At 64.3% G+C, this 23997-nt stretch carries 22 protein-coding genes; 17 read left to right on the top strand and 5 right to left on the bottom strand.

The window, feature by feature from the left end:
- Positions 1-164: 164 nt before the first annotated feature.
- Positions 165-1073 carry a DUF2189 domain-containing protein gene (locus tag NLN62_RS44215; RefSeq protein WP_027523644.1) on the top strand — a complete coding sequence of 303 codons (909 nt, stop codon included), beginning with the start codon at positions 165-167 and terminating at the stop codon, positions 1071-1073.
- Between the two features lie 60 nt (positions 1074-1133).
- On the opposite strand, the gene NLN62_RS44210 is transcribed toward NLN62_RS44215, so the two are convergent.
- Together NLN62_RS44210 and NLN62_RS44205 are read right to left on the bottom strand one after the other, a co-directional pair.
- The gene (locus NLN62_RS44210; RefSeq protein WP_254112926.1) at positions 1134-2330 is read right to left on the bottom strand and encodes a DUF2865 domain-containing protein; all 1197 of its coding nucleotides are present in this window, start codon (positions 2328-2330) and stop codon (positions 1134-1136) included.
- A 124-nt stretch (positions 2331-2454) separates the two neighbouring features.
- Positions 2455-2760: a hypothetical protein gene (locus NLN62_RS44205; RefSeq protein ID WP_254112925.1), complete on the bottom strand. Its 306-nt coding sequence runs from the start codon at positions 2758-2760 to the stop codon at positions 2455-2457.
- 290 nt (positions 2761-3050) lie between these two features.
- Here NLN62_RS44205 and cysS point away from each other — a divergent pair, with 290 nt between their 5' ends.
- The 5 genes from cysS to NLN62_RS44180 all read left to right on the top strand — a co-directional run bounded on the left by cysS (position 3051) and on the right by NLN62_RS44180 (position 8427).
- The gene (cysS, locus tag NLN62_RS44200) at positions 3051-4436 is read left to right on the top strand and encodes a cysteine--tRNA ligase (RefSeq protein WP_254112924.1); all 1386 of its coding nucleotides are present in this window, start codon (positions 3051-3053) and stop codon (positions 4434-4436) included.
- Positions 4437-4550: 114 nt separating this feature from the next.
- Positions 4551-5042 carry a GNAT family N-acetyltransferase gene (locus tag NLN62_RS44195; protein WP_027523648.1) on the top strand — a complete coding sequence of 164 codons (492 nt, stop codon included), beginning with the start codon at positions 4551-4553 and terminating at the stop codon, positions 5040-5042.
- Positions 5039-6637 carry a citramalate synthase gene (gene cimA, locus NLN62_RS44190; RefSeq protein ID WP_254112923.1) on the top strand — a complete coding sequence of 533 codons (1599 nt, stop codon included), beginning with the start codon at positions 5039-5041 and terminating at the stop codon, positions 6635-6637. The genes NLN62_RS44195 and cimA overlap by 4 nt, the downstream gene beginning before the upstream one ends.
- A 190-nt stretch (positions 6638-6827) precedes the next feature.
- On the top strand, positions 6828-8003 hold the full coding sequence (locus tag NLN62_RS44185) for an IS481 family transposase (RefSeq protein ID WP_254109737.1): 1176 nt from the start codon (positions 6828-6830) through the stop codon (positions 8001-8003).
- Positions 8004-8049: 46 nt separating this feature from the next.
- A complete protein-coding gene (locus NLN62_RS44180) occupies positions 8050-8427 on the top strand; it encodes a VOC family protein (RefSeq protein WP_254112922.1) in 378 nt (125 codons plus the stop codon).
- A 59-nt stretch (positions 8428-8486) separates the two neighbouring features.
- Here NLN62_RS44180 and NLN62_RS44175 read toward each other — a convergent pair whose 3' ends face one another.
- Positions 8487-9092, bottom strand: coding sequence for a TIGR00730 family Rossman fold protein (locus NLN62_RS44175; protein ID WP_027523651.1), 606 nt, complete (start codon positions 9090-9092; stop codon positions 8487-8489).
- 201 nt (positions 9093-9293) lie between these two features.
- On the opposite strand from NLN62_RS44175, the gene NLN62_RS44170 reads away from it, so the two are divergent.
- The 4 genes from NLN62_RS44170 (at position 9294) to NLN62_RS44155 (ending at position 13842) form a co-directional block, all read left to right on the top strand.
- The gene (locus tag NLN62_RS44170) at positions 9294-11252 is read left to right on the top strand and encodes an ABC transporter ATP-binding protein/permease (RefSeq protein WP_254112921.1); all 1959 of its coding nucleotides are present in this window, start codon (positions 9294-9296) and stop codon (positions 11250-11252) included.
- A gap of 78 nt (positions 11253-11330) precedes the next feature.
- Entirely contained in the window at positions 11331-12035 is a 705-nt protein-coding gene (locus NLN62_RS44165; protein WP_256576099.1) for a phosphatidylserine decarboxylase, read from the top strand.
- 84 nt (positions 12036-12119) lie between these two features.
- Entirely contained in the window at positions 12120-13001 is an 882-nt protein-coding gene (locus NLN62_RS44160; protein WP_254112919.1) for a phosphatidylcholine/phosphatidylserine synthase, read from the top strand.
- 121 nt (positions 13002-13122) lie between these two features.
- Entirely contained in the window at positions 13123-13842 is a 720-nt protein-coding gene (locus NLN62_RS44155; protein WP_027523655.1) for an RraA family protein, read from the top strand.
- A gap of 19 nt (positions 13843-13861) precedes the next feature.
- Here the strand turns inward: NLN62_RS44155 and NLN62_RS44150 are convergent, their stop codons facing one another.
- Both NLN62_RS44150 and NLN62_RS44145 read right to left on the bottom strand, forming a co-directional pair.
- A complete protein-coding gene (locus NLN62_RS44150) occupies positions 13862-14563 on the bottom strand; it encodes a TerC family protein (RefSeq protein ID WP_254112918.1) in 702 nt (233 codons plus the stop codon).
- Between the two features lie 74 nt (positions 14564-14637).
- The gene (locus NLN62_RS44145; RefSeq protein ID WP_027523656.1) at positions 14638-14928 is read right to left on the bottom strand and encodes a hypothetical protein; all 291 of its coding nucleotides are present in this window, start codon (positions 14926-14928) and stop codon (positions 14638-14640) included.
- A gap of 459 nt (positions 14929-15387) precedes the next feature.
- Between NLN62_RS44145 and NLN62_RS44140 the strand changes: the two genes are divergently transcribed.
- The 7 genes from NLN62_RS44140 (at position 15388) to NLN62_RS44110 (ending at position 23935) form a co-directional block, all read left to right on the top strand.
- Entirely contained in the window at positions 15388-16161 is a 774-nt protein-coding gene (locus NLN62_RS44140; protein ID WP_254112916.1) for a motility protein A, read from the top strand.
- Positions 16162-16183: 22 nt separating this feature from the next.
- Positions 16184-17014: a flagellar motor protein MotB gene (locus NLN62_RS44135; protein WP_027523658.1), complete on the top strand. Its 831-nt coding sequence runs from the start codon at positions 16184-16186 to the stop codon at positions 17012-17014.
- 169 nt (positions 17015-17183) lie between these two features.
- Positions 17184-19082, top strand: coding sequence for a potassium transporter Kup (locus NLN62_RS44130; RefSeq protein WP_027523659.1), 1899 nt, complete (start codon positions 17184-17186; stop codon positions 19080-19082).
- A gap of 142 nt (positions 19083-19224) precedes the next feature.
- The gene (locus tag NLN62_RS44125) at positions 19225-21153 is read left to right on the top strand and encodes a potassium transporter Kup (protein ID WP_254112914.1); all 1929 of its coding nucleotides are present in this window, start codon (positions 19225-19227) and stop codon (positions 21151-21153) included.
- A 144-nt stretch (positions 21154-21297) separates the two neighbouring features.
- Positions 21298-21624 (top strand): rhodanese-like domain-containing protein, encoded by a 327-nt coding sequence (locus NLN62_RS44120; protein ID WP_027523661.1) that lies wholly within the window; start codon positions 21298-21300, stop codon positions 21622-21624.
- Between the two features lie 9 nt (positions 21625-21633).
- On the top strand, positions 21634-22815 hold the full coding sequence (locus NLN62_RS44115) for an aminotransferase (RefSeq protein WP_035662661.1): 1182 nt from the start codon (positions 21634-21636) through the stop codon (positions 22813-22815).
- Between the two features lie 7 nt (positions 22816-22822).
- Positions 22823-23935 carry a polyamine ABC transporter substrate-binding protein gene (locus NLN62_RS44110; RefSeq protein WP_254112912.1) on the top strand — a complete coding sequence of 371 codons (1113 nt, stop codon included), beginning with the start codon at positions 22823-22825 and terminating at the stop codon, positions 23933-23935.
- The last annotated feature ends 62 nt before the right edge of the window (positions 23936-23997 follow it).

Genomic DNA, 23997 nt, shown 5'->3' with positions numbered 1-23997 from the left:
GCTTGTGCGGGCAGGTCGCGGCGGGTTCCGTCCGGCCAGGGTCGTTTCGCTGAACCTGGGTTGCCGTACTCGGTCCATCGCGTCTCTCGCTCGTGAGGCGGACGCGCGTGGTTGAAAAGCGCGTGGTATCGCCACCGCGGCTTTCAGCACGGGAGGGTGCATTCATGGCCACTCTGTACTCCCACGACCTCATAAGACGGCACGTGTTCGGCGAAGCGGTCTCTTATCCCGTTCGCAAGATCGACCTGTCCGACCTTCGAGAAGCGCTGCGCCTGGGTTGGGAAGATTTCCAGGCAATGCCAAGTCACGCGATCGTCGTATGCGTGATTTATCCCGTTCTCGGCCTCGTCCTGTTCAGGATGGTCCTCGGCCATTCGGTGCTGCCGCTATTGTTTCCGCTAGCGGCCGGATTTGCCTTGATCGGACCCTTTGCCGCGATCGGTCTCTACGAGCTCAGCCGTCGCCGCGAACGCGGCGAGGAGGTCGATGCATGGGACGCGATCAAGGTGCTGCGGGCACCGTCGTTCGGCGCCATGGTCGAGCTCGGCGTGCTCCTGCTCGTCCTGTTCGGGGCCTGGATCGGTGTCGCGAACGCGATCTATGTCTCAATCTTCGGCCACGCGGCAGCCGCGAGCATTCCCGACTTCGCAACGCGCGTGCTGACCACACCGGAGGGCTGGTCGCTCATCATCGTGGGTTGTGGTGTCGGCTTCGTGTTTGCGGTCGTGGCCCTGTGCGTCAGCGTGGTGTCGTTTCCGTTGATGCTCGACCGGCATGCGACTGCGATCGATGCGATCCGCACATCGCTGCGAGCGGTGGCGGCGAATCCGGTTGCGATGGCTGCGTGGGGCCTCATCGTCGCGGCGCTGCTCGTGATCGGCTCGCTACCGCTCTTCGTCGGTCTCGCCGTCGTCCTTCCGGTGCTCGGCCATGCCACCTGGCATCTCTATCGGCGGGTGGTCGAGCCGAATCCAAATCCACCGGACGAGGCGCCGCCGCCCCCGAAGGGAAAGCGCTATGCCGCGGATTTCCCGGCCAATCTCTTCCCGTGGAGCCGCGAGGGCGAGCAGTAACAGCGCAAGGGCCGCGGAGAACTGGACGCCCCGCCTTCGCGAAGGCGGGGTAGGGACCAGCTACTTCTGCTGCTGCGGCAGGAAAGTCGGACCGACCGAGCGGATCGGCTTGTTCTCGCTCGGGGGCGTTGTCGGCGTGGAATCCGCCGGTGCAGCCGTCGCCGGTGCGCTCGCCGTAGTCGTAGCCGGAGGTGCACCCTTCTTGCCGTTGGCCGGCGCACCCTTGGTGAGCTGCCGCTGCTGCATCTTCTTGGCGCTCTCTTCGGTGACGATGATGTCACCCTGCTGCTCGACCGCCGCCTTGTCGTCGGCCGATTTCAGCGCGTCCGCCCAGCTCTGGCCCGCGGCCTTGCACGAGCAGGACGGGTTGAACTCGCTGCGGAATTTGAAGGCGTTCGGGAGCGCGGTGTAGGGCTGGCCGCTGACGGAGACCGCCGCGTTCATGTCCTCGCCGGGATTGCGATAGGCGTAGAGCGCAGCGTCGGCCGCCGGGCACAGCGCCTTGCAGGTCCTCTCGTCGTCGGGGAAGCGTGCCGGGACGGTGGCGAACGAAACCGGAAAGTAGGCGCCGTCGCAGGTGCGGACACAAACAGTACGATAAGTGCCCGACTGCGGGCCGAGATCGGCGGGCGGTGTGCCGGGTGGAGGATTATTAGGATTGTTGCCGCCGCCAAACAGGTTGCTGAGGAAATTGCCGGGGCCTTGCGACTGCGCGGCGTTGGCATATTGCGGGCCGCAATTGTTCTGCGCGAGCGCGACCAGCACCGATCGGCGCTGGTTGTCGCGGTCGGGGCTGTAGCTGCCAGGACCGCCGGCGCGTAAGCGTTCGAGATTGGAGGTGATCTGGTCGAGATTCGCCCGCATCTGCTGGATCTGGGTGTTGACCGGACCGCATTGCGCCGACTGGTTGTTGAACAGCGAGAAGAAGCCGGAACTGTCGCAGCCCATACGCTTGGCCTGCGAGGTGAGGCGATCGAGCTCGGCCTGCTGGCGGGTCGCTGAATCCTGGTAGCGGCGGATCTGGTCGTCCTTGGCGGGATCGCCGCTGCCGCCACGGTCGAGCGCGGCAAGCTGGCCTTCCAGCCGCGAGCAGATCGGGTTCGCTCCGGGCGCGGCTTGCGCGGGCGGCGGCGGCCCGGGGGGACCTGATTGTGCGAGAGCGTCAGTGCCGAGGGCGAGCGCGCTGATCAGCGCGGCGCCGGCAAGGATCGAACGGGGGCGAGAGAGAGAAGACAAAAATTCCGGCATATCCGCCATTCTAGCGATGTCACGGCCCCAAACATGGGGCCGGTGCGCGCCCTCCAATACCCGCTTCTCGGGGCATCGTCACGTCGTTTCGGGGGCGATGATTGGACCTAAGGTCCGCCAGCTCCGACCGAATTCAGCGCTGGCAGGTGATTGCGACGTAATCGTCGCAATGGCCATGGGAGCAATTTGCGCCTGATTTGGGGACGGAGCCGGTAATTTCGTCGGGATCGACCCGGCGGTAGGACGAGGCCTGGGCAAAGTCCCGGGACTGGCAATAGGAGCGGGCGGCGTGCGCGCCGCACTGGTCGCCCTTGGCCAGGCACTGGTCGACGCCGTAGCCGTCCGCCTGGTTGGCGATGATGAAGACGCGGGTCTCCGCCGAGGCGCTGGAGGCGGCGATGATGAAGGCACAGCAAAGAAGTGCCGGAAGGGATCGCATGAAGTGCACCGTGGCTTGGGAGGAACCGCCATCACATGAATAAACTCAAAAGGTTAAGGATGATTAACCCTGGTGGCGGGACGCGGGCGCTTTGAGCAGAGAAAGCGGCTTTTTCGCGGCTCACTTGACGGCAGGCCCGCTTGTGGCCCATATGTTCCGCATGAACGGTCTCCTCGCCATTTGCGCCATTTGCCGCGAGATTACGAGCTAGCGATTCGCTGGCTGGAGCCGTCTTTTCTCAAAAACATTGAGAGCCCTGGACGCCCGGCCAACAGCCGATGGGTATCCATATGGAATTGCGTCTTTACGATACGCTGACGAAGGAAAAGCGTACATTCGTGCCGCTGAATCCTCAAGACGTCCGCATGTATGTCTGCGGACCGACCGTCTATGACTTCGCCCATATCGGCAATGCGCGGCCGGTGATCGTGTTCGACGTGCTGTTTCGGCTGCTCCGCCATCTCTATGGCGAGGCGCACGTCAAATATGTCCGCAACATCACCGACGTCGACGACAAGATCAACGACCGCGCCGCGCGGGATTTTCCTGGGCTGCCGCTGAACGAGGCGATCCGCAAGGTCACCGAGGAGACGGGGCGGCAGTTTCACGCCGACGTCGACGCGCTCGGTGCGCTTCGGCCGAGCGTCGAGCCGCGCGCAACCGAGCATATCGGCGAGATGCGCGAGATCATCGAAAAGCTGATCGCCGGCGGTTTTGCCTATGTTGCCGAGGACCACGTGCTGTTCTCGCCGCAGGCCATGAACGCGGCCAATTCCGAGCTGCCTCGCTATGGCGCGCTGTCCAATCGCTCGCTGGACGAGATGGTCGCCGGTGCCCGTGTCGATGTCGCGCCCTACAAGCGAGGGAACACCGACTTCGTGCTGTGGAAACCGTCAAAGCCCGGCGAGCCGTCATGGCCGTCGCCGGCCGGCATCAAGGCAGAGGGGCGCCCGGGCTGGCACATCGAGTGCTCGGCCATGGCCTGGAAGCATCTCGGCACGCATTTCGACATTCACGGCGGCGGCATCGATCTCGTGTTTCCGCATCACGAGAACGAGGTCGCGCAGAGCTGCTGCGCGTTCCACCAGTCGCGCATGGCGAACTATTGGATGCACAACGGCTTCCTCCAGGTCGAGAGCGAGAAGATGTCGAAGAGCCTCGGCAACTTCATCACCATCCGCGACCTGCTTGCGGATTGGCCGGGTGAGGTGCTGCGTCTGAACATGCTCAAGACGCATTACCGTTCGCCGATCGACTGGACCCTGAAATCGCTGGAGGAGAGCGGCAAGACGCTCGACGACTGGTATCGTGTCGCGGCGGTCGTTCCGCCCGGCAAGCCGGCCACGTCGGTGATCGAGCCGTTGCTGGACGACCTCAACACGCCGCAGACCATCGCGGCGCTGCATGGTCTGCGCAACGCGTCCGACGCCGCCGGCCTGGCGGCGTCACTGCGGCTGCTTGGCTTCCTGTCCGAAACTGCGGCGCAGTGGGAGGGACGGAAGCGGCAGGCAAGTGGTGTCGATGCCAGCGAAATCGACCGTTTGATCTCGGAGCGCACGGCGGCACGTGCGCGGAAAGACTTCAAGGAGTCCGACCGCATCCGCGATCAGCTCGCCGCGATGGGCGTTGCGATCAAGGACTCCAAGGAGGGCACGACCTGGGAGATCGCGCGATGAGCCGTCCCGATACGCCTTTTCCCAGGCACTGGCTTTACTACATCGTGCTGAAGATTCTGCTCCTTGCCGGCGCGGTTGCGCTGGCGCTGAAACTGTACGGAATGTGGTGACATCATGGGACAGACTTTGCCGAAGCCCGCGCTGCGGCCGTTCCTGCCGGCCGACGTCCCGGTCGTTGCCGCGATCTTCGCATCCGCGATCGAGGAGCTGACCGGCGACGACTACAGCGAGGCGCAGCAGGAAGCCTGGATGGCGGCTGCGGAGGAGGACGAGTTCGGCCGCCGGCTCGCCTCCGACCTGACGCTGGTCGCAACGCTCGATGGATCGCCGGTCGGCTTTGCCTCGCTGCGGGGCAACGATCACATCAGTATGCTCTATGTGCATCCGGCGGTGAGCGGCCAGGGCATCGCGACCCTGCTGGTCGATGCGCTGGAGAAGCTTTCCGGCGGCCGCGGCGCCACGAGCCTGACGGTCGATGCCAGCGACACCGCGCAGGGCTTCTTCGCCAAGCGCGGCTATACCGCCCAGCAGCGTAACAGCGTGACGATCAACGACGAATGGCTCGCCAACACCACCATGAAGAAGACGCTCGGAGCGCCGCAATGAGCAAGGAGCGCCTCTATCTGTTCGATACCACGCTGCGTGATGGCGCGCAGACCAACGGTGTCGATTTCACGCTTGCCGACAAGCAGGTCATCGCGCAGATGCTGGACGAGCTCGGCATCGACTATGTCGAGGGCGGCTATCCCGGCGCCAATCCGCAAGATACGGAATTCTTCGCCGAGAAGCCGAAGTTCGCGCAGGCGCGCTTCACCGCCTTCGGCATGACGCGGAGGGCGGGGCGATCGGTGTCGAACGATCCCGGCGTCGCCGCGCTGCTGGAAGCGAAGGCGGACGCGATCTGCTTCGTCGCAAAATCCTCCGCCTATCAGGTGCGCGTCGCGCTCGAGACGACGAAAGAAGAAAACCTCGCCTCGATCCGCGACAGCGTCAGCGCCGCCAAGAAGGCCGGTCGCGAGGTGATGCTCGATTGCGAGCATTTCTTCGACGGCTACAAGGAGGATGCGGATTTCGCGCTCGCCTGCGCGAAGGCAGCCTATGAGGCCGGCGCGCGCTGGGTGGTGCTGTGTGACACCAATGGCGGCACCATGCCGCACGAGGTCGAAAGCATCGTCACCGAGGTGATCAAGCACATCCCCGGCGATCACGTCGGCATCCATGCCCATAACGATACCGAGCAGGCGGTGGCGAACTCGCTCGCAGCCGTGCGCGCCGGCGCGCGCCAGATCCAGGGCACGCTCAATGGGCTTGGCGAGCGCTGCGGCAACGCCAATCTCTGCTCGCTGATCCCGACCTTGAGGTTGAAGAAGGAGTTTGCCGACGTCTTCGAAATCGGCGTGACCGGCGAGAAGCTGGCAAGCCTCGTCAAGGTCTCGCGCACGCTCGACGACATGCTCAATCGCGCACCGAACAGGCACGCGCCTTATGTCGGCGAGAGCGCCTTCGTCACCAAGACCGGCATTCACGCCTCCGCGGTGCTGAAGGATCCGCAGACCTATGAGCATGTGGCGCCAGAGGCCGTCGGCAATCATCGCAAGGTGCTGGTCTCCGACCAGGCCGGGCGCTCCAACGTCATCGCCGAGCTCGACCGCGCCGGGATTGCCTACGAGAAAAGCGATCCGAAACTGACGCGGCTGGTCGAGGAGCTGAAGGAGCGCGAGGCCCAGGGCTACGCCTACGAGTCCGCCAATGCGTCGTTCGATCTCCTGGCCCGCCGCACGCTCGGCAAGGTGCCGCACTATTTCGAGGTCGAGCAGTTCGACGTCAATGTCGAGCAGCGCTACAACGCGCTTGGTGAGCGCGTCACCGTTGCGCTCGCCGTGGTGAAAGTCGACGTCGCCGGCGAGCGCCTGATCTCGGCGGCGGAAGGCAACGGCCCCGTCAACGCGCTCGACGTCGCGCTGCGCAAGGACCTCGGCAAGTACCAGAAATACATCGAAGGGTTGAGGCTGATCGACTACCGCGTGCGTATCCTCAACGGCGGCACCGGCGCGGTCACGCGCGTTCTGATCGAGAGCGAGGACGAGAACGGCGACAGCTGGACCACGGTCGGCGTGTCGCCCAACATCATCGACGCCTCGTTCCAGGCGCTGATGGATTCGGTGATCTACAAGCTCGTGAAGTCAGGCGCGCCGGCGTAAGACCCGCGACGGCCGTCATACCCCGCGAAAGCGGGGTATCCAGTACGCCGCGGCTTCTCAGTAGCTCTCGGGCGTCTCGGAATACTGGATCGCCCGGTCGAGTGTTTAGGCCGGACAGATCACTGACGGGTGTTCGGAGACATAGCTGACACATCAACATTGGCTGGATTGGTCGATTCGGGGTCCGTCCATGCCGTGGAACGAGGTGTCAGTAGTGGATCAGCGACGCGAGTTCGTGCGACTTGCCTTGCAGGAGGGGGCGAACCGCCGGGAGTTGTGCCGGCGGTTCGGCATCAGTCCTGATGTCGGGTACAAGTGGCTGAGACGATGGCAGGCCGGCGATCGGGAACTGGCGGATCAGTCCCGTCGTCCGAAGGCGATGCCCAAGCGCAGCGACGCTGCAATGGAGGCGCAGGTCGTGGCTGTGCGCGATAAGCATCCAGCTTGGGGAGCACGCAAGATCGCCCATTGCCTGAAGCGCGATGGGCAGGCTGTGCCGGTGCCGTCAACCGTGCATCAGATCCTGTGTCGGAACGACCGGATCAAGCCGAGCGAGAATGCGCCACCCAACCCCGGACATCGCTTCGAGAAGGAGGCGCCCAATCAGTTGTGGCAGATGGACTTCAAGGGTCACCTGCCGCTCGGCGATGGGACGCGATGTCATCCGCTGACCATTGTTGACGATCATTCGCGCTATGTCATGTGCCTGAAGGCATGCGCGAACGAGCAGCGCCCCACCGTGCAGAAGCATCTGACAGCCACCTTCCGTCGTTATGGTCTGCCGGAGGCCTTCTACACCGATAACGGTTCCCCCTGGGGCGACACGTCGGGTGTTCGCTGGACCGGGCTGAAGGTATGGCTGCTCAAGCTCGGCATCAGGGTGGTCCACGCCAGACCGTGCCACCCGCAGGGCCGTGGCAAGAACGAACGCTTCCATCGCACGCTCAATGCCGAGGTGTTTGCCATGCGTCGCTTCCGCACCCTGCCGGAAGTTCAGCGCGCCCTCGACGCCTGGCGCATGGTCTACAACCTGGAGCGACCTCACGAGGGGCTCGCCATGAATGTGCCCGCCGACCGCTTCCGACCGAGCTCTCGTGCCATGCCCGCGCGCGTTCCGCAGGTCGAGTATGACAGCAGCGAGACCGTGCGCAGGGTCTCATCGACGAGACCCTACATCTCCTTCAAGGGACGGTTCTGGAAAGTCCCCCAGGCCTTCGCTCGCGAGCGCCTGGCCATCCGCCCCCTCGATCGCGATGGCCACTACGGAATCTTCTTTGCCAGCTGGCAGGTCGCAGCAATCGACTTGACCAATGGCCAACCTGTCAGTGATGTGTCCGAACAGGTGTCAGCCATGTCCCCGGACTAAACATCGAGCCGGGCGATGACAGCGGAGGTGAGGAGGGGACGAAGACATGATCGACCACATCTCCGTCGGCGTCAGCGATCTCGATCGCTCCGCAAAATTCTATGAGGCGACACTTGGCACCCTCGGGCTCACGCGGCTCGTGACGCGGCCGGGGACGGTCGGTTTCGGCAAGGCCTATCCGGAATTCTGGATCAATTTGCGCGCCGGCATGCCGCCCGTAGCACGGGAGAGTGGCGTCCACATCTGCCTGCGGGCGAAGTCGACTGTCGAAATCGATGCGTTTCACACCGCAGCGCTTGCGGCGGGCGGCGCTTCCGACGGTGCGCCGGGCCTCCGCCCGCATGACCGCGTGCGCTATTACGCGGCCTTCGTTACCGATCCCGACGGCAATCGCATCGAGGCGGTGACGTTTCCGAGCGAATAAGATTATCGTTTGAGCATGATCTTTTCGGAAAACCGCTTCACACTTTTCCGGATCATGCTCTACAGCTTCCGCGCAACTTCCGGCGCGAGGTTCTTCTCCGCCTCGGCCACCTGCGCGGCAGCCGCCTTCAGTTTCGGCAGGATATCCTCGACCTTGTCGGCCATGAGGATGTCGACGTTGAAACCGGCGCGGATGAATTCCGTCTGGCGCATGTGCGACAAGAGCGAGAACAGTGGCTCCCAGAAATTGTCGATATTGGCGAGCAGCACGGGCTTGGCGTGACGGCCGAGCTGCTTCCAGGTGAGTTGCTCGACCAACTCCTCCAGCGTGCCGATGCCGCCGGGCAGCGCCACGAAGGCGTCGGAGCGTTCAAACATCAGCCGCTTACGCTCGTGCATGTCGGGCGTGACGACCATCTCCTGCACGCGGGTCAGCGCATTCTCGCGCATCCGCAGGAAGTCAGGGATGATGCCGGTGACGGTGCCGCCGTGGTCGAGCACGGAGGTTGCGACTGCGCCCATCATGCCGAGCGCGCCGCCGCCATAGACGAGGCGGACGTTGCTCTCCGCGAGCGCCTTGCCGAGCGCCTTGGCGCCTTCGATGAAACGGGGATTGGTTCCTGGGCCGGAGCCGCAATAGACACAGACGGTTTTTAGAGTGCTCATTGAACCCATGATGCATTGCAGCGAAAGGGCGTCAAGTCCAATCGGTGATTCGCAAGCCCCCGGGACTCTACCGGTAAATCACGACAAACAATCGAGAATAGCCGTCTGGTGGGGTGCGCGGCTGGCCCGAAGCCTCTATATGAGGGCGAAATCGGTTAATCGCAAACGGGCTCGCATCCGGCGGGTCTTCCAAGGCTGTCCATGGCTCACCCTCATTCGTCCCTTGCAGGCGGCGACGTCCCTGATGCCGCGCGCAGCTCCGCGGAGCGGGCGACCCTGGCTGGAACGCTGGCGCATCTGTGGCCCTATATCTGGCCGAGCGACCGCATCGACCTGAAGATGCGCGTGGTCTGGTCGATGGTGCTGCTGCTCATCGCCAAGCTCATCACGCTATCGGTGCCCTTCACCTTCAAATGGGCGACCGATGCGCTGACCGGCGCGAACACGGCGCCGGTGGAAGCCTCCAACTGGCACCTCTGGGTGATCGCTTCGCCGCTGGTCCTCACCGCAAGCTACGGCGCGACGCGTATCTTGATGGCGGTGCTGACGCAGTGGCGCGACGGCATCTTCGCCCGCGTCGCCATGCACGCGGTGCGTAAGCTCGCCACCATCACCTTCATCCACATGCACGAATTGTCGCTGCGCTTTCACCTCGAGCGCAAGACCGGCGGCTTGACGCGCGTACTCGAGCGCGGCCGCGAGGGCATCGAGGTCATCGTGCGCATGGTGATCCTGCAGCTCATCCCGACCATCGTCGAGGTGTCGCTCTTGATGGCCGTGCTGTTCTGGCAGTTCGACTGGCGCTACGTGGTCGCGACCCTGATCACCGTCGTGATCTACATGTACTACACCTACATCGCCACCGAATGGCGGATCGGCATCCGCCGCAAGATGAACGATTCCGACACCGAGGCGAACACCAAGGCGATCGACTCGCTGCTCAACTACGAGACCGTGAAATATTTCGGCGCCGAGGCGCGCGAGGCGCAGCGCTATGACCGTTCGGTCGAGCGCTACGAGGAGGCGAGCGTCAAGACCTACACCTCGCTCGCGGTGCTCAACACCGGCCAGGCCGTGATCTTCACCATGGGACTTACGGCAACCATGCTGATGTGCGCGATCGGCGTACGAAGCGGGCGCAACACGGTCGGCGATTTCGTGCTGGTCAACGCCATGATGATCCAGCTCTACCAGCCCCTGAACTTCATGGGCATGGTCTATCGCGAGATCAAGCAGGCGATCATCGACATCGAGAAGATGTTCAACGTGCTGTCGCGGGAGGCCGAGATCAAGGACGCCCCGGACGCCAAGCCGCTGGTGGTGTCCGCAGGCGCCGTGCGCTTCGAGGACGTGCGTTTTGCCTATGAGACGGCGCGGCCGATCCTCAAAGGCATCAGCTTCGAGGTGCCGGCCGGCAAGACGGTTGCGATCGTGGGGCCGTCTGGCGCCGGCAAGTCGACGATCTCGCGGCTCCTGTTCCGCCTCTACGACGTCTCCGGCGGCAAGATCCTGATCGACGGCCAGGACATCCGCGATGTCACCCAGGGCTCGCTGCGCGCCTCCATCGGCATGGTGCCGCAGGACACCGTGCTGTTCAACGACACCATCCGCTACAACATCCGCTACGGCCGGTGGGATGCGAGCGACGCGGACGTGGAGCAGGCGGCGCGGCTCGCGCAGATCGACAATTTCATCCGCATGGCGCCGAAGGGCTATGAGACCCAGGTCGGCGAGCGCGGCCTGAAGCTTTCCGGCGGCGAGAAGCAGCGCGTGGCGATCGCGCGCACCGTGCTGAAGGCACCGCCGATCCTGGTGCTGGACGAGGCGACCTCGGCGCTCGACAGCCACACCGAGCACGAGATCCAGGGCGCGCTCGACCGCGTCTCGAAAAATCGCACCTCGCTGGTGATCGCGCACCGGCTTTCGACCATTGTCGGCGCCGACGAGATCATCGTGCTCGACCAGGGCCGCATCGCGGAGCGGGGGACGCATGCCAGCCTGCTGGCGTTCGGCGGGCTCTATGCCAGCATGTGGAACAGGCAGCGCGAGGCGGAGGTCGCACGCGAAAAGCTCGCCAAGATCGCCGAGTCCAGCGAGGCGCCGAACCGCGAGCCGCCGCCGGTCGATGACGTCCTCACGACGCCGGCGGCCGCCGAGTGACCTTGTCTATGGTCCCAACTCTGGCCTAAACCTCTCCCGCGCGCGAGATGACCGCGCGCCAGCAACCCCAGGCGGCAGATAGCGATGTCCATTCTCGATTCGATCCAACGGCAGATCCCGCCGATCCACAAGGAAGGCTATCCCTTCATCGGCATCTTCGCGCTGGTGAGCCTCCTCCTGTTCTGGCTCTGGTCGCCCCTGGGGTGGATCGGCACCGTGCTCACGGTGTGGTGTGCGCTTTTCTTCCGCGACCCCGTCAGGGTGACGCCGGTGCGCGAGGGGCTCGTGGTATCGCCGGCCGATGGGCGGGTCTCGATGATCACGATGGCGCTGCCGCCGGCTGAGCTCGGGCTCGGCGACCGGCCGCTGCCGCGGGTCTCGATCTTCATGAGCGTGTTCAACTGCCACGTGAATCGTGCCCCGATCGCAGGCCGCATCGACCGCATCGCCTACCGGCCCGGCCTGTTCATCAATGCCGAGCTCGACAAGGCGAGCGAGGACAATGAGCGCAACTCGCTGGTGATCTCCTCGGCGCAAGGGCGGATCGGCGTCGTCCAGATCGCCGGCCTCATCGCCAAGCGCATCGTGTGCTTCGTCAAGGAGGGCCAGTCGATCGGCGCCGGCGAGCGGTTCGGTCTGATCCGCTTTGGCTCGCGACTCGACGTCTATCTGCCGCTCGGCACCCGGGCGCTGGTCTCGGAAGGCCAGACCGCGATCGCCGGCGAGACGGTTTTGGCCGATATTGTCGCTGACGACACCGGCCGGTCCTACCGCGCCAGTTAACTATTACAGCGGCGAAAGGTCCCGCGGGCGCATTGGCGGGAGGCGGGGCGGCTTGCTATATCTCGGGGAAGCGAGGTCAAAGCCATGACGCCCTACGACTTCAAGAATCCCGACGTGCGCCGCCGGCGGTTCCGCCCGATTCCGGTGCGGATGCTGGTGCCCAACGTCATTACACTGCTGGCGATCTGCGCCGGATTGACCTCGATCCGGCTGTCGATCGAAGGGCGGATGACGCTTGCGGTCTATGCGATCGTGTTCGCCGCGGCCCTCGACGGCATCGACGGCCGCATCGCGCGGATGATCAAGGGCCAGTCGAAATTCGGCGCCGAGCTCGACAGCCTCGCCGACTTCGTCAATTTCGGCGTGGCGCCCGGCCTGATGCTGTATTTCTGGCAGCTTCACGACCTGCGCAACGCAGGCTGGATCGCGGCCATGGTGTTCGCGATCTCCGGCGGCTTGCGGCTCGCGCGCTTCAACGCCACCATGGACGATCCCAACAAGCCGCCGTTTGCCTCGAATTACTTCACCGGCATTCCGGCGCCTGCCGGTGCGATCACGGTGCTGCTGCCGATCTATGCGGCGTTCCTGGATCTTGGGCGCTGGCCCGCGCCGGTGACGGCCGGCTACACGCTGCTGATCGCCTTCCTGATGGTGTCGCGGCTGCCCGTGTTCTCCGGCAAGACGGTGCGCATGCGCGTGCCGCCGGAGCTGGTGCTGCCGTTGTTCGTCGGCGTGATCTTCTTCATCGCGCTCCTGATCAGCTATCCCTGGTACATCCTGCTGGCTGGCTCGGTGCTCTATCTCCTGGCCCTGCCATTGGGCTGGAGGTCGTATCAGAAGCAGGCGCGTGCGTACGCCGCTGCGTCACCGGGACCGGTCGGCGTCACGCCGCCGGGTGCCGCGCCGACGCTGTCGCCGAACCTGCCGGAACCCCCGCACGACGACCGGCCCGAGCGGCTGCATTAGACGGCGCTCGCGGATATCTGCCATGAAGGCGCGCGCGTTGGGTTGACTCCCGATCTCGGCTATATCGCCTTGGGTCCGCGGCGCATGCGAAACAGCCGTGGCCAACAGGGGAGAGAACGCCGTGACGACATCCGCAACCGGGCCGCTGCCTGCATCCGTCCTCGAAGCGCTCGGCCGCTACGACACGCCGACGATCTGCAACGCCATGGAGATCGTGGCCCCCGAGCGGCGGCTGATCGGCTTCACCACCAAGCCGCTGGTCTGCCCGTTCCCTGATCTGCCGCCGATCGTCGGCTACGCGCGTACGGTGACGATCCGCTCGGTGCTGAAATCCTCGCTTCCCGCGGAAGAGCAGGCCAAGCGCCGCATCGACTATTACGAATATGTCGGCACCGGCCACGGGCCGCGCATCGCCGTGATCCAGGACATCGACGGCGCGGACGTCGGCTACGGCGCGTTCTGGGGCGAGGTGCAAAGTAACGTGCACAAGGCGCTCGGCTGCCTCGGCGTCGTCACCGATGGCTCGATCCGTGATATCCCGCAATGGGCGCCGGGCTTCCAGGCGCTCGCCGGCTCGATCGGCCCGTCACATGCCTGGGTGCATGCGGAAAGTTTTGGCGGCGAGGTGCGGGTCGCCGGCATGACCGTGAAGTCGGATGATCTCATCCACGCCGACCAGCACGGCGCGATCGTGATCCCGCTCGACGTCGCCGCCAAGCTCCCCGAAGCCGCGGAGCTGTGCGGCCGCCGCGAGACTCCGATCCTGGAGATCGCGCGCAGCCCCGACTTCTCGCTGGAGAAGCTGAAGGCCGCGCTGAAGCGCTCGGCGGAGATTCACTGATAGCCTCGGCCGATCGCCTTCACGTTCGCCGCAATATCGTTCGGAAGCAGCGCGGGCGGAGCGAGTTACGCGCAACTCCTCCGGTCGCGACAGGCGTCAGGCTTGCGGCGACCTCCACGATGTCGGCGACCCCACGAAAAATCATATCGACCGCGACATAGACAATCACGAGCAGGCCAACATAGGCGATCCAGCGTTGATGCTGCAGCAGCCTTGCGATGAGCGAGGCGGCTGCACCCATCATCGCAATGGAGAGGGTCAGCCCGAAGATCAGAATCACAGGCTGCTCGCGCGCTGCGCCGGCAACAGCCAGAACGTTGTCGAGCGACATTGAGACGTCCGCGACGACTATCTGCGATATGGCCTGGAAAAGTGTCTTTCCCGGCTCGCGTTTTGTGTCGACCTCGGTGGTGTTGGCGTCTTCATCGCTCGACGACGTGCGCAGCTCGCGCCACATTTTCCAGCACACCCACAACAGCAGGATGCCGCCTGCCAGGAGAAGGCCGACGATCTGCATGATCTGTGTGGTCAATACCGCAAACAGAATGCGAAGCACGGTCGCGGCCAGGACGCCGATCAGAATGGCTTTGCCTCGTTGGGTATCTGACAGGCCGGCCGCAGCAAGGCCGATGACGATGGCGTTGTCTCCGGCGAGTACAAGATCGATGACAACGACCTGAAGGAGTGCGGTGAGGGCATCGATGTTGAGGAGTTCGGACATGGGCCACCCGCCTGACTCCAGTCCGACATCGCAGCCCGTAGGCTGCCAGAGGGGCCCGGCCTGGTAACGATCGACTAGGGTCGTGAGACCGAACGCAGCTCGGCCTGTTCCTCAAGGAACAGGGCGGCTTGATCCGGCTCGCCGAATACTGCAGCGGCGCAACCGATCAGAGTGAGTGCGCCGGCGAAATCCCATAAGGTTATATCCGCCGCATTCTCCGGAATGTGCATCAGATGCGCAACGATGCCGGTGACGGCGGCTTCCGCGAGGAGCAGGACGCTGAACGCGGGGAGAACGAGTTCCGGCTCAACCGTGCGCAGCGTTAGGATAGCGGGGGCGATGGTGAGGAGGCCGAACAGCGCCAACGTTCCGAACGGCTCCAGCGAGGGAGCGTGTCGCGTGAACCAATCTGGACTGGAGGCAGACATCCTGTCCCTTTCAACGTCCACATGAGGATCAACGGTCGCATCGCAGCCACGCTGTCAGGATAACAAAACGAGGCCCTGCCGGGGAGAGTTCGCGCCGCTCGCGAGGCGTGGCGCAGCGCCGCACACAGAGGCGTGCGCCTGCGCGCGCTAAGCCTTAACTTGACGGGTTTTGCCCCAGGCCAGCCGACTATGGTTAGCAAAGTCTTGCGATCGGAATGGCCTTGCGGCAATTCGCCCGCGCGATGAGCCCGGCGATGTGGCCGGATCGAGGCAGGCCGCACTTAACCTTTACGCGTCTTTAATGGCAGCTCTTTAGGGTTCCTCCAACGCGGTTCGGGGTTGGGCTGCGCCGCCGGTCAGGACGTCCGGCGTGTGGCGTGCGGGTTGGAGTCTCCCATGGATATCATGACGGGCGTTGGGCTCGTGGCCGGCCTCATCGTCATCTCGGTGATGATGATCATGGGTGGCGATCTCCACATGTTCATCTCCGAACATGCGATGATCATCATCTTCGGCGGCTCGATCTCCGCCACCATGATCCGCTTTCCGCTCAGCGCGCTGGTGCACGGCCTCCCGCTCGGCGCCAAGTTTGCCTTCACCATGAGCCGGCTGTCGGCGCACGATCTCGTCGACGAGCTCGCCCGCATCGCCGAGATCGCCCGCAAGCAGGGCCCGGTGGGTCTGGAAAAGGTCGAGACCGACGAGCCGTTCCTCGCGAAGGGCATCCGCTACGTCGCCGACGGCTACGACCTCGACTTCATCCGCGACAATCTCGAGCGCGATCGTGACAATTTCCTCATGCATCTGGACGAGGGCAGCAAGATCTATCGCGCCATCGGCGACTGCGCCCCGGCCTTCGGCATGATCGGCACCCTGATCGGCATGGTGCAGATGTTCGCCAACATGACCGACCCCTCCAAGCTCGGCCCGTTCATGGCGACCGCGCTGCTGGCCACGCTCTACGGGGCGCTGGTTGCGAACCTGTTCTGTCTGCCGATCGCCGACAAGCTGCACGGCAAGCTGCTCGACGAGGAGACTAACCGCACGCTGATCATCGACGGCATCCTGATGATCCGCGACTCCAAGAGCCCGACCCTGGTGCGCGAAATGCTGCTGGCTTACCTGCCGGAGAAGCATCGCCATGCTGAGGGCGAGCCGGTGCCGGCCTGATCAGCCACGCCGGGTTTAGGACATGGCCAAGAAGAAGCGCGGCGATGCACATGGAGGCGGTCACGGCTGGTTCGTGACTTTCGCCGACCTGATGGGCCTGATGATGAGCTTCTTCGTGATGCTCGTCGCGTTCTCCACGCAAGACGCCAACAAGCTCAAGATCGTCGCAGGCTCCATGCGCGACGCCTTCGGCATCCAGAGCGAGGCGCGCTATGCCGGCATCATCGAATCCGACGGCCTGCCCACGCGTCCCAAGCTGAAGAACGTCGATCACATCCAGCCCGAGGACGCCTCCAACACGCCGACCCCGGATCAGCAGGATCGCGACCGCACTTCGGGCGCGAAGATCAAGGTCGATCGCGACTTCGCGCTTGCCGCGGCCTCGCTCCGCCAGGCGCTTCAGGACCTGCCCGAACTCACCGAGATGTCCAAGCACATCATGTTCGAGGAGACCAAGCAGGGTCTCAATCTCGAGATCGTCGACCAGGACGGCCGCTCGATGTTTGCCGACGGCTCGAAGGTGCCTTATGACCGCACCCGACGCCTGATCGAGAAGCTGGCGGTCCCGCTCAAGGCGACGCCGCTGCGCGTCTCCATCGTCGGCCATACCGCCGCAGGCTTCGTGCCGAGCCGCAGCGACTACGGCGCCTTCGACCTCTCGGCCGACCGTGCCAATGCGGTGCGCCAGATCCTCGAGCGTGAGGGGCTGCCGCCCTCGCACATCTTCGCCGTGTCCGGCAAGGCGGACAGCCAGCCGCTGTTTCCCGACGATCCCTCGCTGGCCGCCAATCGCCGCGTGACCATCACCCTGATGCGCGAAGATCCGCCGCTGCCGCCGAACCTGAAGCCCTAAATTCCTTGCGTTACCATTTTACCTGAGGCATGTCGTCGCGCGGCGATGACCGTGGCTGCTCCGTCAGAGCATCCGCGCCGGCGCCTGCTATGCTGGGGCGATTGACAGGCGCGCAGGAAGCGTCAAAAGGCGCCGGATCAATTTCAGGGAAGAAGCGTTTTCCACCCCTATGACGGCGAGCATCACCACGACCGAAGGCCAAGAGACCACGGCCCATGCGGGCTTTTGGGCCCTGACGCTCGGAAGCATCGGCGTCGTCTTCGGCGATATCGGCACCTCGCCGCTCTACGCATTCCATGAGGCGGTCAGGGGCGCGGCCCATGGCGAGCCGGTCTCGCGGGTCATCGTGCTCGGCGTGCTCTCGCTGATCCTGTGGGCGCTGCTGATCGTCGTTACCGCCAAATATGTCCTGCTGCTGCTGCGCGCCGACAACAACGGGGAGGGCGGCACGCTTTCGCTGATGGCGCTCGGCCAGCGTGCGCTCGGGCGTCGAAGCTGGTTCCTGCTCGCGCTCGGCGTCGTCGGCGCCTCCATGTTCATCGGCGATTCCATGATTACGCCGGCGATCTCGGTACTGTCGGCGGTCGACGGTCTGAAGCTCGCGACGCCGGCTTTCGAGCACTATGTCGTGCCGCTCACCGTCTTCATCCTCGTGGTGCTGTTCGCAGTCCAGAGCAAGGGCACCGCGCTGGTCGCTTCCGCCTTCGGGCCGGTCATGGTGGTCTGGTTCACTTGCCTCGCGGTGATGGGCCTCGTTCACATCGCCGACGATCCGTCGGTGCTGGCGGCGATCAATCCCTACTACGCGCTGCAATTCCTGCTGACGCACGGCACGATCGGGCTTGTGACCCTCGGCGCGGTATTTCTCGCGGTCACCGGTGGCGAGGCGCTCTATGCCGATCTCGGCCATTTCGGCCGCAAGCCGATCCAGTCGGCCTGGCTGTTCTTCGTGCTGCCCGCGTTGCTGATCAACTATTTCGGACAGGGTGCACTGGTGCTGTCCGATCCCAGCGCGATCGAACATTCCTTCTATCGCATGGTGCCCGAGCATCTGGTGCTGCCGCTGGTCGGACTTGCGACCGCGGCGACCGTGATCGCGAGCCAGGCCGTGATCACCGGCGCCTATTCGCTGGTCTATCAGGCAGTACAGCTTGGCCTCTTGCCGCGCTTCGCGGTCCGCTACACCTCCGAGTCTCACGCCGGCCAGATCTATCTGCCGCGCGTGAACCGGCTGCTGCTGATCGGTGTGATGCTGCTGGTGCTGCTGTTCCGCACCCCCGGCGGGCTCGCCTCGGCTTATGGCATCGCGGTGTCCACCACCATGGTCGCCGACGGCATCATGGGCTTCGTCGTGATCTGGAAGCTGTGGAACTGGCGCGCCGCGACCGCAGCGGCAGTGATCCTGCCCTTCGTCGTCGTCGACATGACCTTCTTTGGCGCCAATCTGCTCAAGCTGCTCGAAGGCGCCTGGGTGCCGCTGTTGTTCGGCGCCTGCATGGCCGCGACGATCTGGACCTGGCGGCGGGGCACGGGAATTCTGCTCCAGAAGACCCGCCGCATCGAGGTGCCGCTGGACGATTTGATCCGGAGCCTGGAGAAGCGCCCGCCGCACATCGTCAAGGGCACTGCGGTGTTCCTCACCAGCGATCCCGCCTTCGTGCCGACCGCGCTCTTGCACAATCTCAAGCACAACAAGGTGCTGCACGAGCACAACGTGATCCTGACGATCGAGACCGCGCACACGCCGCGGGTCGATCTCTCGGAGCGGTTCCGGATGGAGAAGATCAGCGACAAGTTCTCCAAGGTGCGGCTGCGCTTCGGCTTCATGGAACAGCCGAACGTGCCCAAGGCGCTGGCGATTGCGCGCAAGCAGGGCTGGCAGTTCGACATCATGTCGACGTCGTTCTTCGTGTCGCGCCGCTCGCTGAAGGCCTCGGCACAGTCGGGCATGCCGCTGTGGCAGGATCACATGTTCATCGCGCTCAGCCGGTCCGCCAACGATGCCACCGATTACTTCCAGATTCCGACCGGACGGGTGGTTGAAGTCGGCACCCAAGTCACTATTTGACGAAATTGGCGGACTTATGCGATTTTTGCATGGCAAGGGCCCAAAATCGCGCTAGGCTATGCCGGTAGCGCAGGACTATAAGCCGCGCGCTCTCTGCCGCCATTGTGCAGTGAAGCATTTTTAGAGGCCAACAGTCTCTCCCATGACCAGTGAAGTCGCAGTTCCCGCCCCGGAAACGGTGGCGGCCAATGGGCATGGCGATGCCCACACCACCGCCGGCTTCGGCGCGCTGACGCTTGGCAGCATCGGCGTCGTCTACGGCGATATCGGCACCAGCCCGCTTTACGCGTTCCGCGAGGCGGTCACGGCGGCGTCGGGCGCGGAGGGCGTGCCCACGACGGTCGCTGTGCTGGGGGTGGTCTCGCTGATCCTGTGGGCGCTCGTCATCGTGGTGACGCTGAAATACGTCGTGATCCTGCTCCGCGCCGACAACAACGGCGAGGGCGGCACGCTCGCCTTGATGGCGCTGGCCCAGCGCGCGGTCGGCACGGGCGGGGCGACCATCGTCCTGCTCGGCATCATTTCCGGTGCGCTGTTCTACGGCGATGCCGTGATCACGCCGGCCGTCTCCGTGCTGTCAGCCATCGAAGGCATGAAGGACGTCACGCTGACGTTCGAGCCTTACATCGTCCCGTTGACCGTGGTGATCCTGGTCTGCCTGTTCGCCGTGCAATCGCGCGGCACGGCCCGCGTCGCGGCATTCTTCGGTCCGGTGATGTGCGTCTGGTTCGCGGTGATCGCGGTGGCGGCGATCGGTCCGATTCTCCGGCAGCCGCAGGTGCTGTTCGCGCTGAACCCGCTCTATGCGGTGTCCTTCATGCTCCACCACGGCATCATCGGGTTCGTCACGCTGGGTGCGGTGTTCCTGGCGGTCACCGGCGCCGAGGCGCTCTATGCCGACCTCGGCCATTTCGGCAAGCGGCCGATCCAGACCGCCTGGCTGTTCATCGTGCTGCCGTCGCTGGCGCTGAACTATCTGGGGCAGGGAGCTCTCGTCCTGGACGACCCCGGCGCGATCGTGAGCCCGTTCTTCCAGTTGTTTCCGCAAGGCTGGCTCCGCGGCAGCATGGTCGTGCTCGCCACTTTGGCCACCGTGATCGCCAGCCAGGCCGTCATCACCGGCGCCTATTCGCTGACGCGCCAGGCGATCCAGCTCGGGCTGCTGCCGCGATTTGAAATTCGCCATACCTCCGAGGCCCATTCCGGCCAGATCTTCATCCCGCGCATCAACCAGCTGCTGCTGGTTGCCGTGATCCTGATGGTGCTCTTGTTCCGTTCTTCCAGTGCTCTGGCGTCGGCTTACGGCATCGCCGTCACCGGCACGATGGTGGTCACGGGCATGATGGGCTTTGTCGTGATCTGGAAGGCCTGGAGGTGGTCGCCGCTTGCTGCTGCGGCTCTGATCGCTCCGTTCCTCTGCCTCGACTTGACCTTCCTGGCGGCGAACCTGCTCAAGGTGTTCGAGGGCGGCTGGGTGCCGCTGGCGCTCGGCGCGCTCATGATCCTCCTGATGTACACGTGGCGACGCGGCAGCCGGCTCTTGTTCGAAAAGTCGCGCAAGCTCGAGTTCCCGCTCGCCGACCTCGTGGCGATGCTGGAGAAGCGGCCGCCGCAGCGGGTGCCCGGAACGGCCGTGTTCCTCACCTCCGACCCGCTGAGCGCGCCGACCGCGCTCATGCATAGTCTGAAGCACTACAAAGTGCTGCATGAGAAGAATGTCATTCTCACCATCGAGACCGCAACGACCCCGCGCATCGATCCGTCCGAGCGCGTCAAGCTGGAGCAGGTCAGCCCGACCTTCTCCAAGGTGACGCTGAAGTTCGGCTTCATGGAATCGCCCAACGTGCCCAAGGCGCTGGCGGTCGCCCGCAAGCTCGGCTGGCAGTTCGACATCATGTCGACCTCGTTCTTCCTGTCGCGCCGGGCGCTGAAGCCCGCCGCCCATTCGGGCATGCCGCGCTGGCAGGACCGCCTGTTCATCTCGCTCAGCCGCTCGGCGAACGATGCCACCGACTATTTCCAGATCCCGAGCGGGCGGGTGGTCGAGGTCGGAACGCAGGTGACGATCTAAAGCTCCGCTTCAATGCCCTGCGATTTAGCTTTAAGTTCCGGGATATCGCTCAAGCCTTTGTAGCGCTTGATTTTCGCGTGCCGAGAGGCGAGGTTGCCGCCGGCCGGGGCAGCCCGGCCTAACGCGGCCGTTCTGGAGGATGAAGTGGCAAACCAGGTGCAAGATCTGACCCCGGACGAGGTCGCCAAGGGTGTGAGCGAGGGGCGCTATCTGCTCGTCGACGTCCGTGAGCCCAACGAGGTTGCCGCGGAGGCATATCCCTATGGCGTCGTCGTGCCGCTCTCGACCTTCGACCCCAAGGCGATCCCCGATCCGCAAGGAAAGGACGTCGTGTTCGCCTGCCGCTCCGGCAAGCGCTCGGTGACGGCCTCGCTCGCCGCGCAGGCGGCGGGGCTTGCCTACGACAAGCATCTTGCAGGCGGCATGCTCGGCTGGAAGTCGGCGGGCCTCCCCACCAAGGTCGGTGGCTGATCTAAGCCGATGTCGTCCAAGAGCTCCTCCCTGAACAAGGTCTTCGCCGACCTTCCCGTCACCATCTTCGAGGCGATGTCGCAGGCCGCGCGCGACAATGCCGCCATCAATCTCGGTCAGGGCTTTCCCGACGATCCCGGCCCCGAGGACATCCGCCGCGCCGCGGCCGATGCCTCGGTGCATGGCTACAACCAGTACCCCTCGATGATGGGCATCCCCGAGCTGCGCCAGGCGATCGCGACCCATTACGGGCACTGGCACGGGTTGAAGCTCGATCCGATGAGCGAGGTCATGGTGACCTCCGGCGGCACCGAGGCCCTGACCTCGGCGATCCTCGCGGTGGTGCAGCCCGGCGACGAGGTCGTCTGCTTCCAGCCGGTCTATGATTCCTATTTGCCGATCATCCGCCAGGCCGGCGGCATTCCGCGCCTGGTGCGGCTCCAGCCGCCGCACTGGCGGCTGGACGAGGACATGCTGAAAAGCGTGTTCAATTCAAAGACCAAGGCGGTCCTGTTCAACAACCCCTTGAATCCATCCGCCGTCGTCTTTCCGCGCGAGGACCTCGAACTGTTGGCGCGCTATTGCCAGGAGTTCGACGTCATCGCGATCTGCGACGAGGTCTGGGAGCACGTCACCTTCGACGAGCACAAGCACATCCCGCTGATCACCATCCCCGGCATGCGCGAGCGCACCATCAAGGTCGGCTCGGCCGGCAAGATCTTCTCGCTGACCGGCTGGAAGATCGGCTTCGTCTGCGCCGCGCCGCCCTTGCTGAGGGTGGCCGCCAAGGTGCACCAGTTCCTGACTTTTACTACCGCGCCGAACCTGCAGGCCGCCGTCGCCTATGGCCTCGGCAAGCCGGACGAGTATTTCGTCTCGATGCGCAAGGATCTGGCGAGGAGCCGGGATCGTCTGACCAAGGGCCTGGAGAGCCTCGGCTTCCCCGTGCTGAAATCGCAAGGCACCTACTTCCTCACCGTGGACCTGTCGCCGCTCGGGCTCAACGAGAGCGATACCGAGTTCTGCTGGCGCATCGTGAAAGATTACAAAGTTGCGGCGATCCCGGTGTCGGCGTTCTACGAGCAGGACCCCGTGACCTCCGTGGTGCGCTTCTGCTTTGCCAAGAAGGACGAGACGCTCGACACCGCGCTGGAGCGGCTGTCGGACGCGGTGCGCGGGCGCAAGAGGTAGATCTGAGATGACGAACGTCAGCCGCTCCTGGCTTTGCCGTGGTTTCGCAATCGCCGCAGCGCTGACGTTGCTCTCCGCTCCCGCAGGGGCCGAGGAGCGCGTCGTCAACTTCTACAACTGGTCCAACTACATGGCGCCGGATGTCCTTGACAACTTTACCAAGGAGACCGGCATCAAGGTGGTCTACGACACCTTCGACGCCAACGAGACGCTGGAAACGCGCCTGATGGCCGGCAAATCCGGCTACGACGTCGTGGTGCCCACCGCCTATTTCCTCCAGCGGCAGATCAAGGCGAACATCTTCCAGAAGCTCGACAAGTCGAAGCTGCCCAATCTCGCCAACGCTTGGCCGATGGTGAACCAGCACCTTGCGACCTACGATCCCGGCAACGTCTTTGCCGCGAACTACATGTGGGGCACGACCGGCATCGGCTACAATGTCGCTAAGGTGAAGCAGATACTCGGGCCCGACGCGAAGATCGACAGCTGGGACATCGTCTTCAAGCCGGAGAACCTCGCCAAGTTCAAAGATTGCGGCGTCCACATGCTCGACTCTGCCGACGACATCTTTCCGGCGGCGCTGAACTATCTCGGGCTCGATCCGAACTCGACCAAGCAGGCGGACCTGGAGAAGGCCGCCGACGTCGTCGCCAAGGTTCGCCCGTCCGTGCGCAAGTTTCATTCGTCCGAATATCTCAGCGCGCTCGCGACCGGCGAGATCTGCTTCGTGGTCGGCTGGTCCGGCGACATCATGCAGGCCCGCGCCCGCGCGGCTGAAGCCAAAAACGGCATCGAGATCGGCTATGCGATTCCCAAAGAGGGCGCGCAGATGTTCTTCGACAATCTCGCGATCCCCGCGGATGCCAAGAACGTCGCGGAAGCCTACGAGCTGATCAACTATCTCTACCGCCCGGACGTCGCCGCGAAGAACTCCGACTTCCTGTCCTACGCCAGCGGCAACCTCCCTGCCCAAAAGCTGGTCGACCCGAAGATCCTGGGCGACAAGAACATCTATCCGGACGAGGCGACGCTCGCAAAACTCTTCGTCATCACCGCCCGCGATCCCGCCACCCAGCGGATCATCAACCGGCTCTGGACCAAGTTGAAGACGGGGCGGTAGAGCGGCGGCAACCAAAACCCTGCAAAACAATCCCATGCAAAGTAGAACCGCCACCTCGGGGT

This window comes from Bradyrhizobium sp. CCGUVB23, from assembly GCF_024199885.1.
Taxonomy (GTDB): Bacteria; Pseudomonadota; Alphaproteobacteria; order Rhizobiales; family Xanthobacteraceae; genus Bradyrhizobium.
Note: the sequence above shows the minus strand (reverse complement) of the source record. Positions and strands in the feature narration are given on the sequence as shown.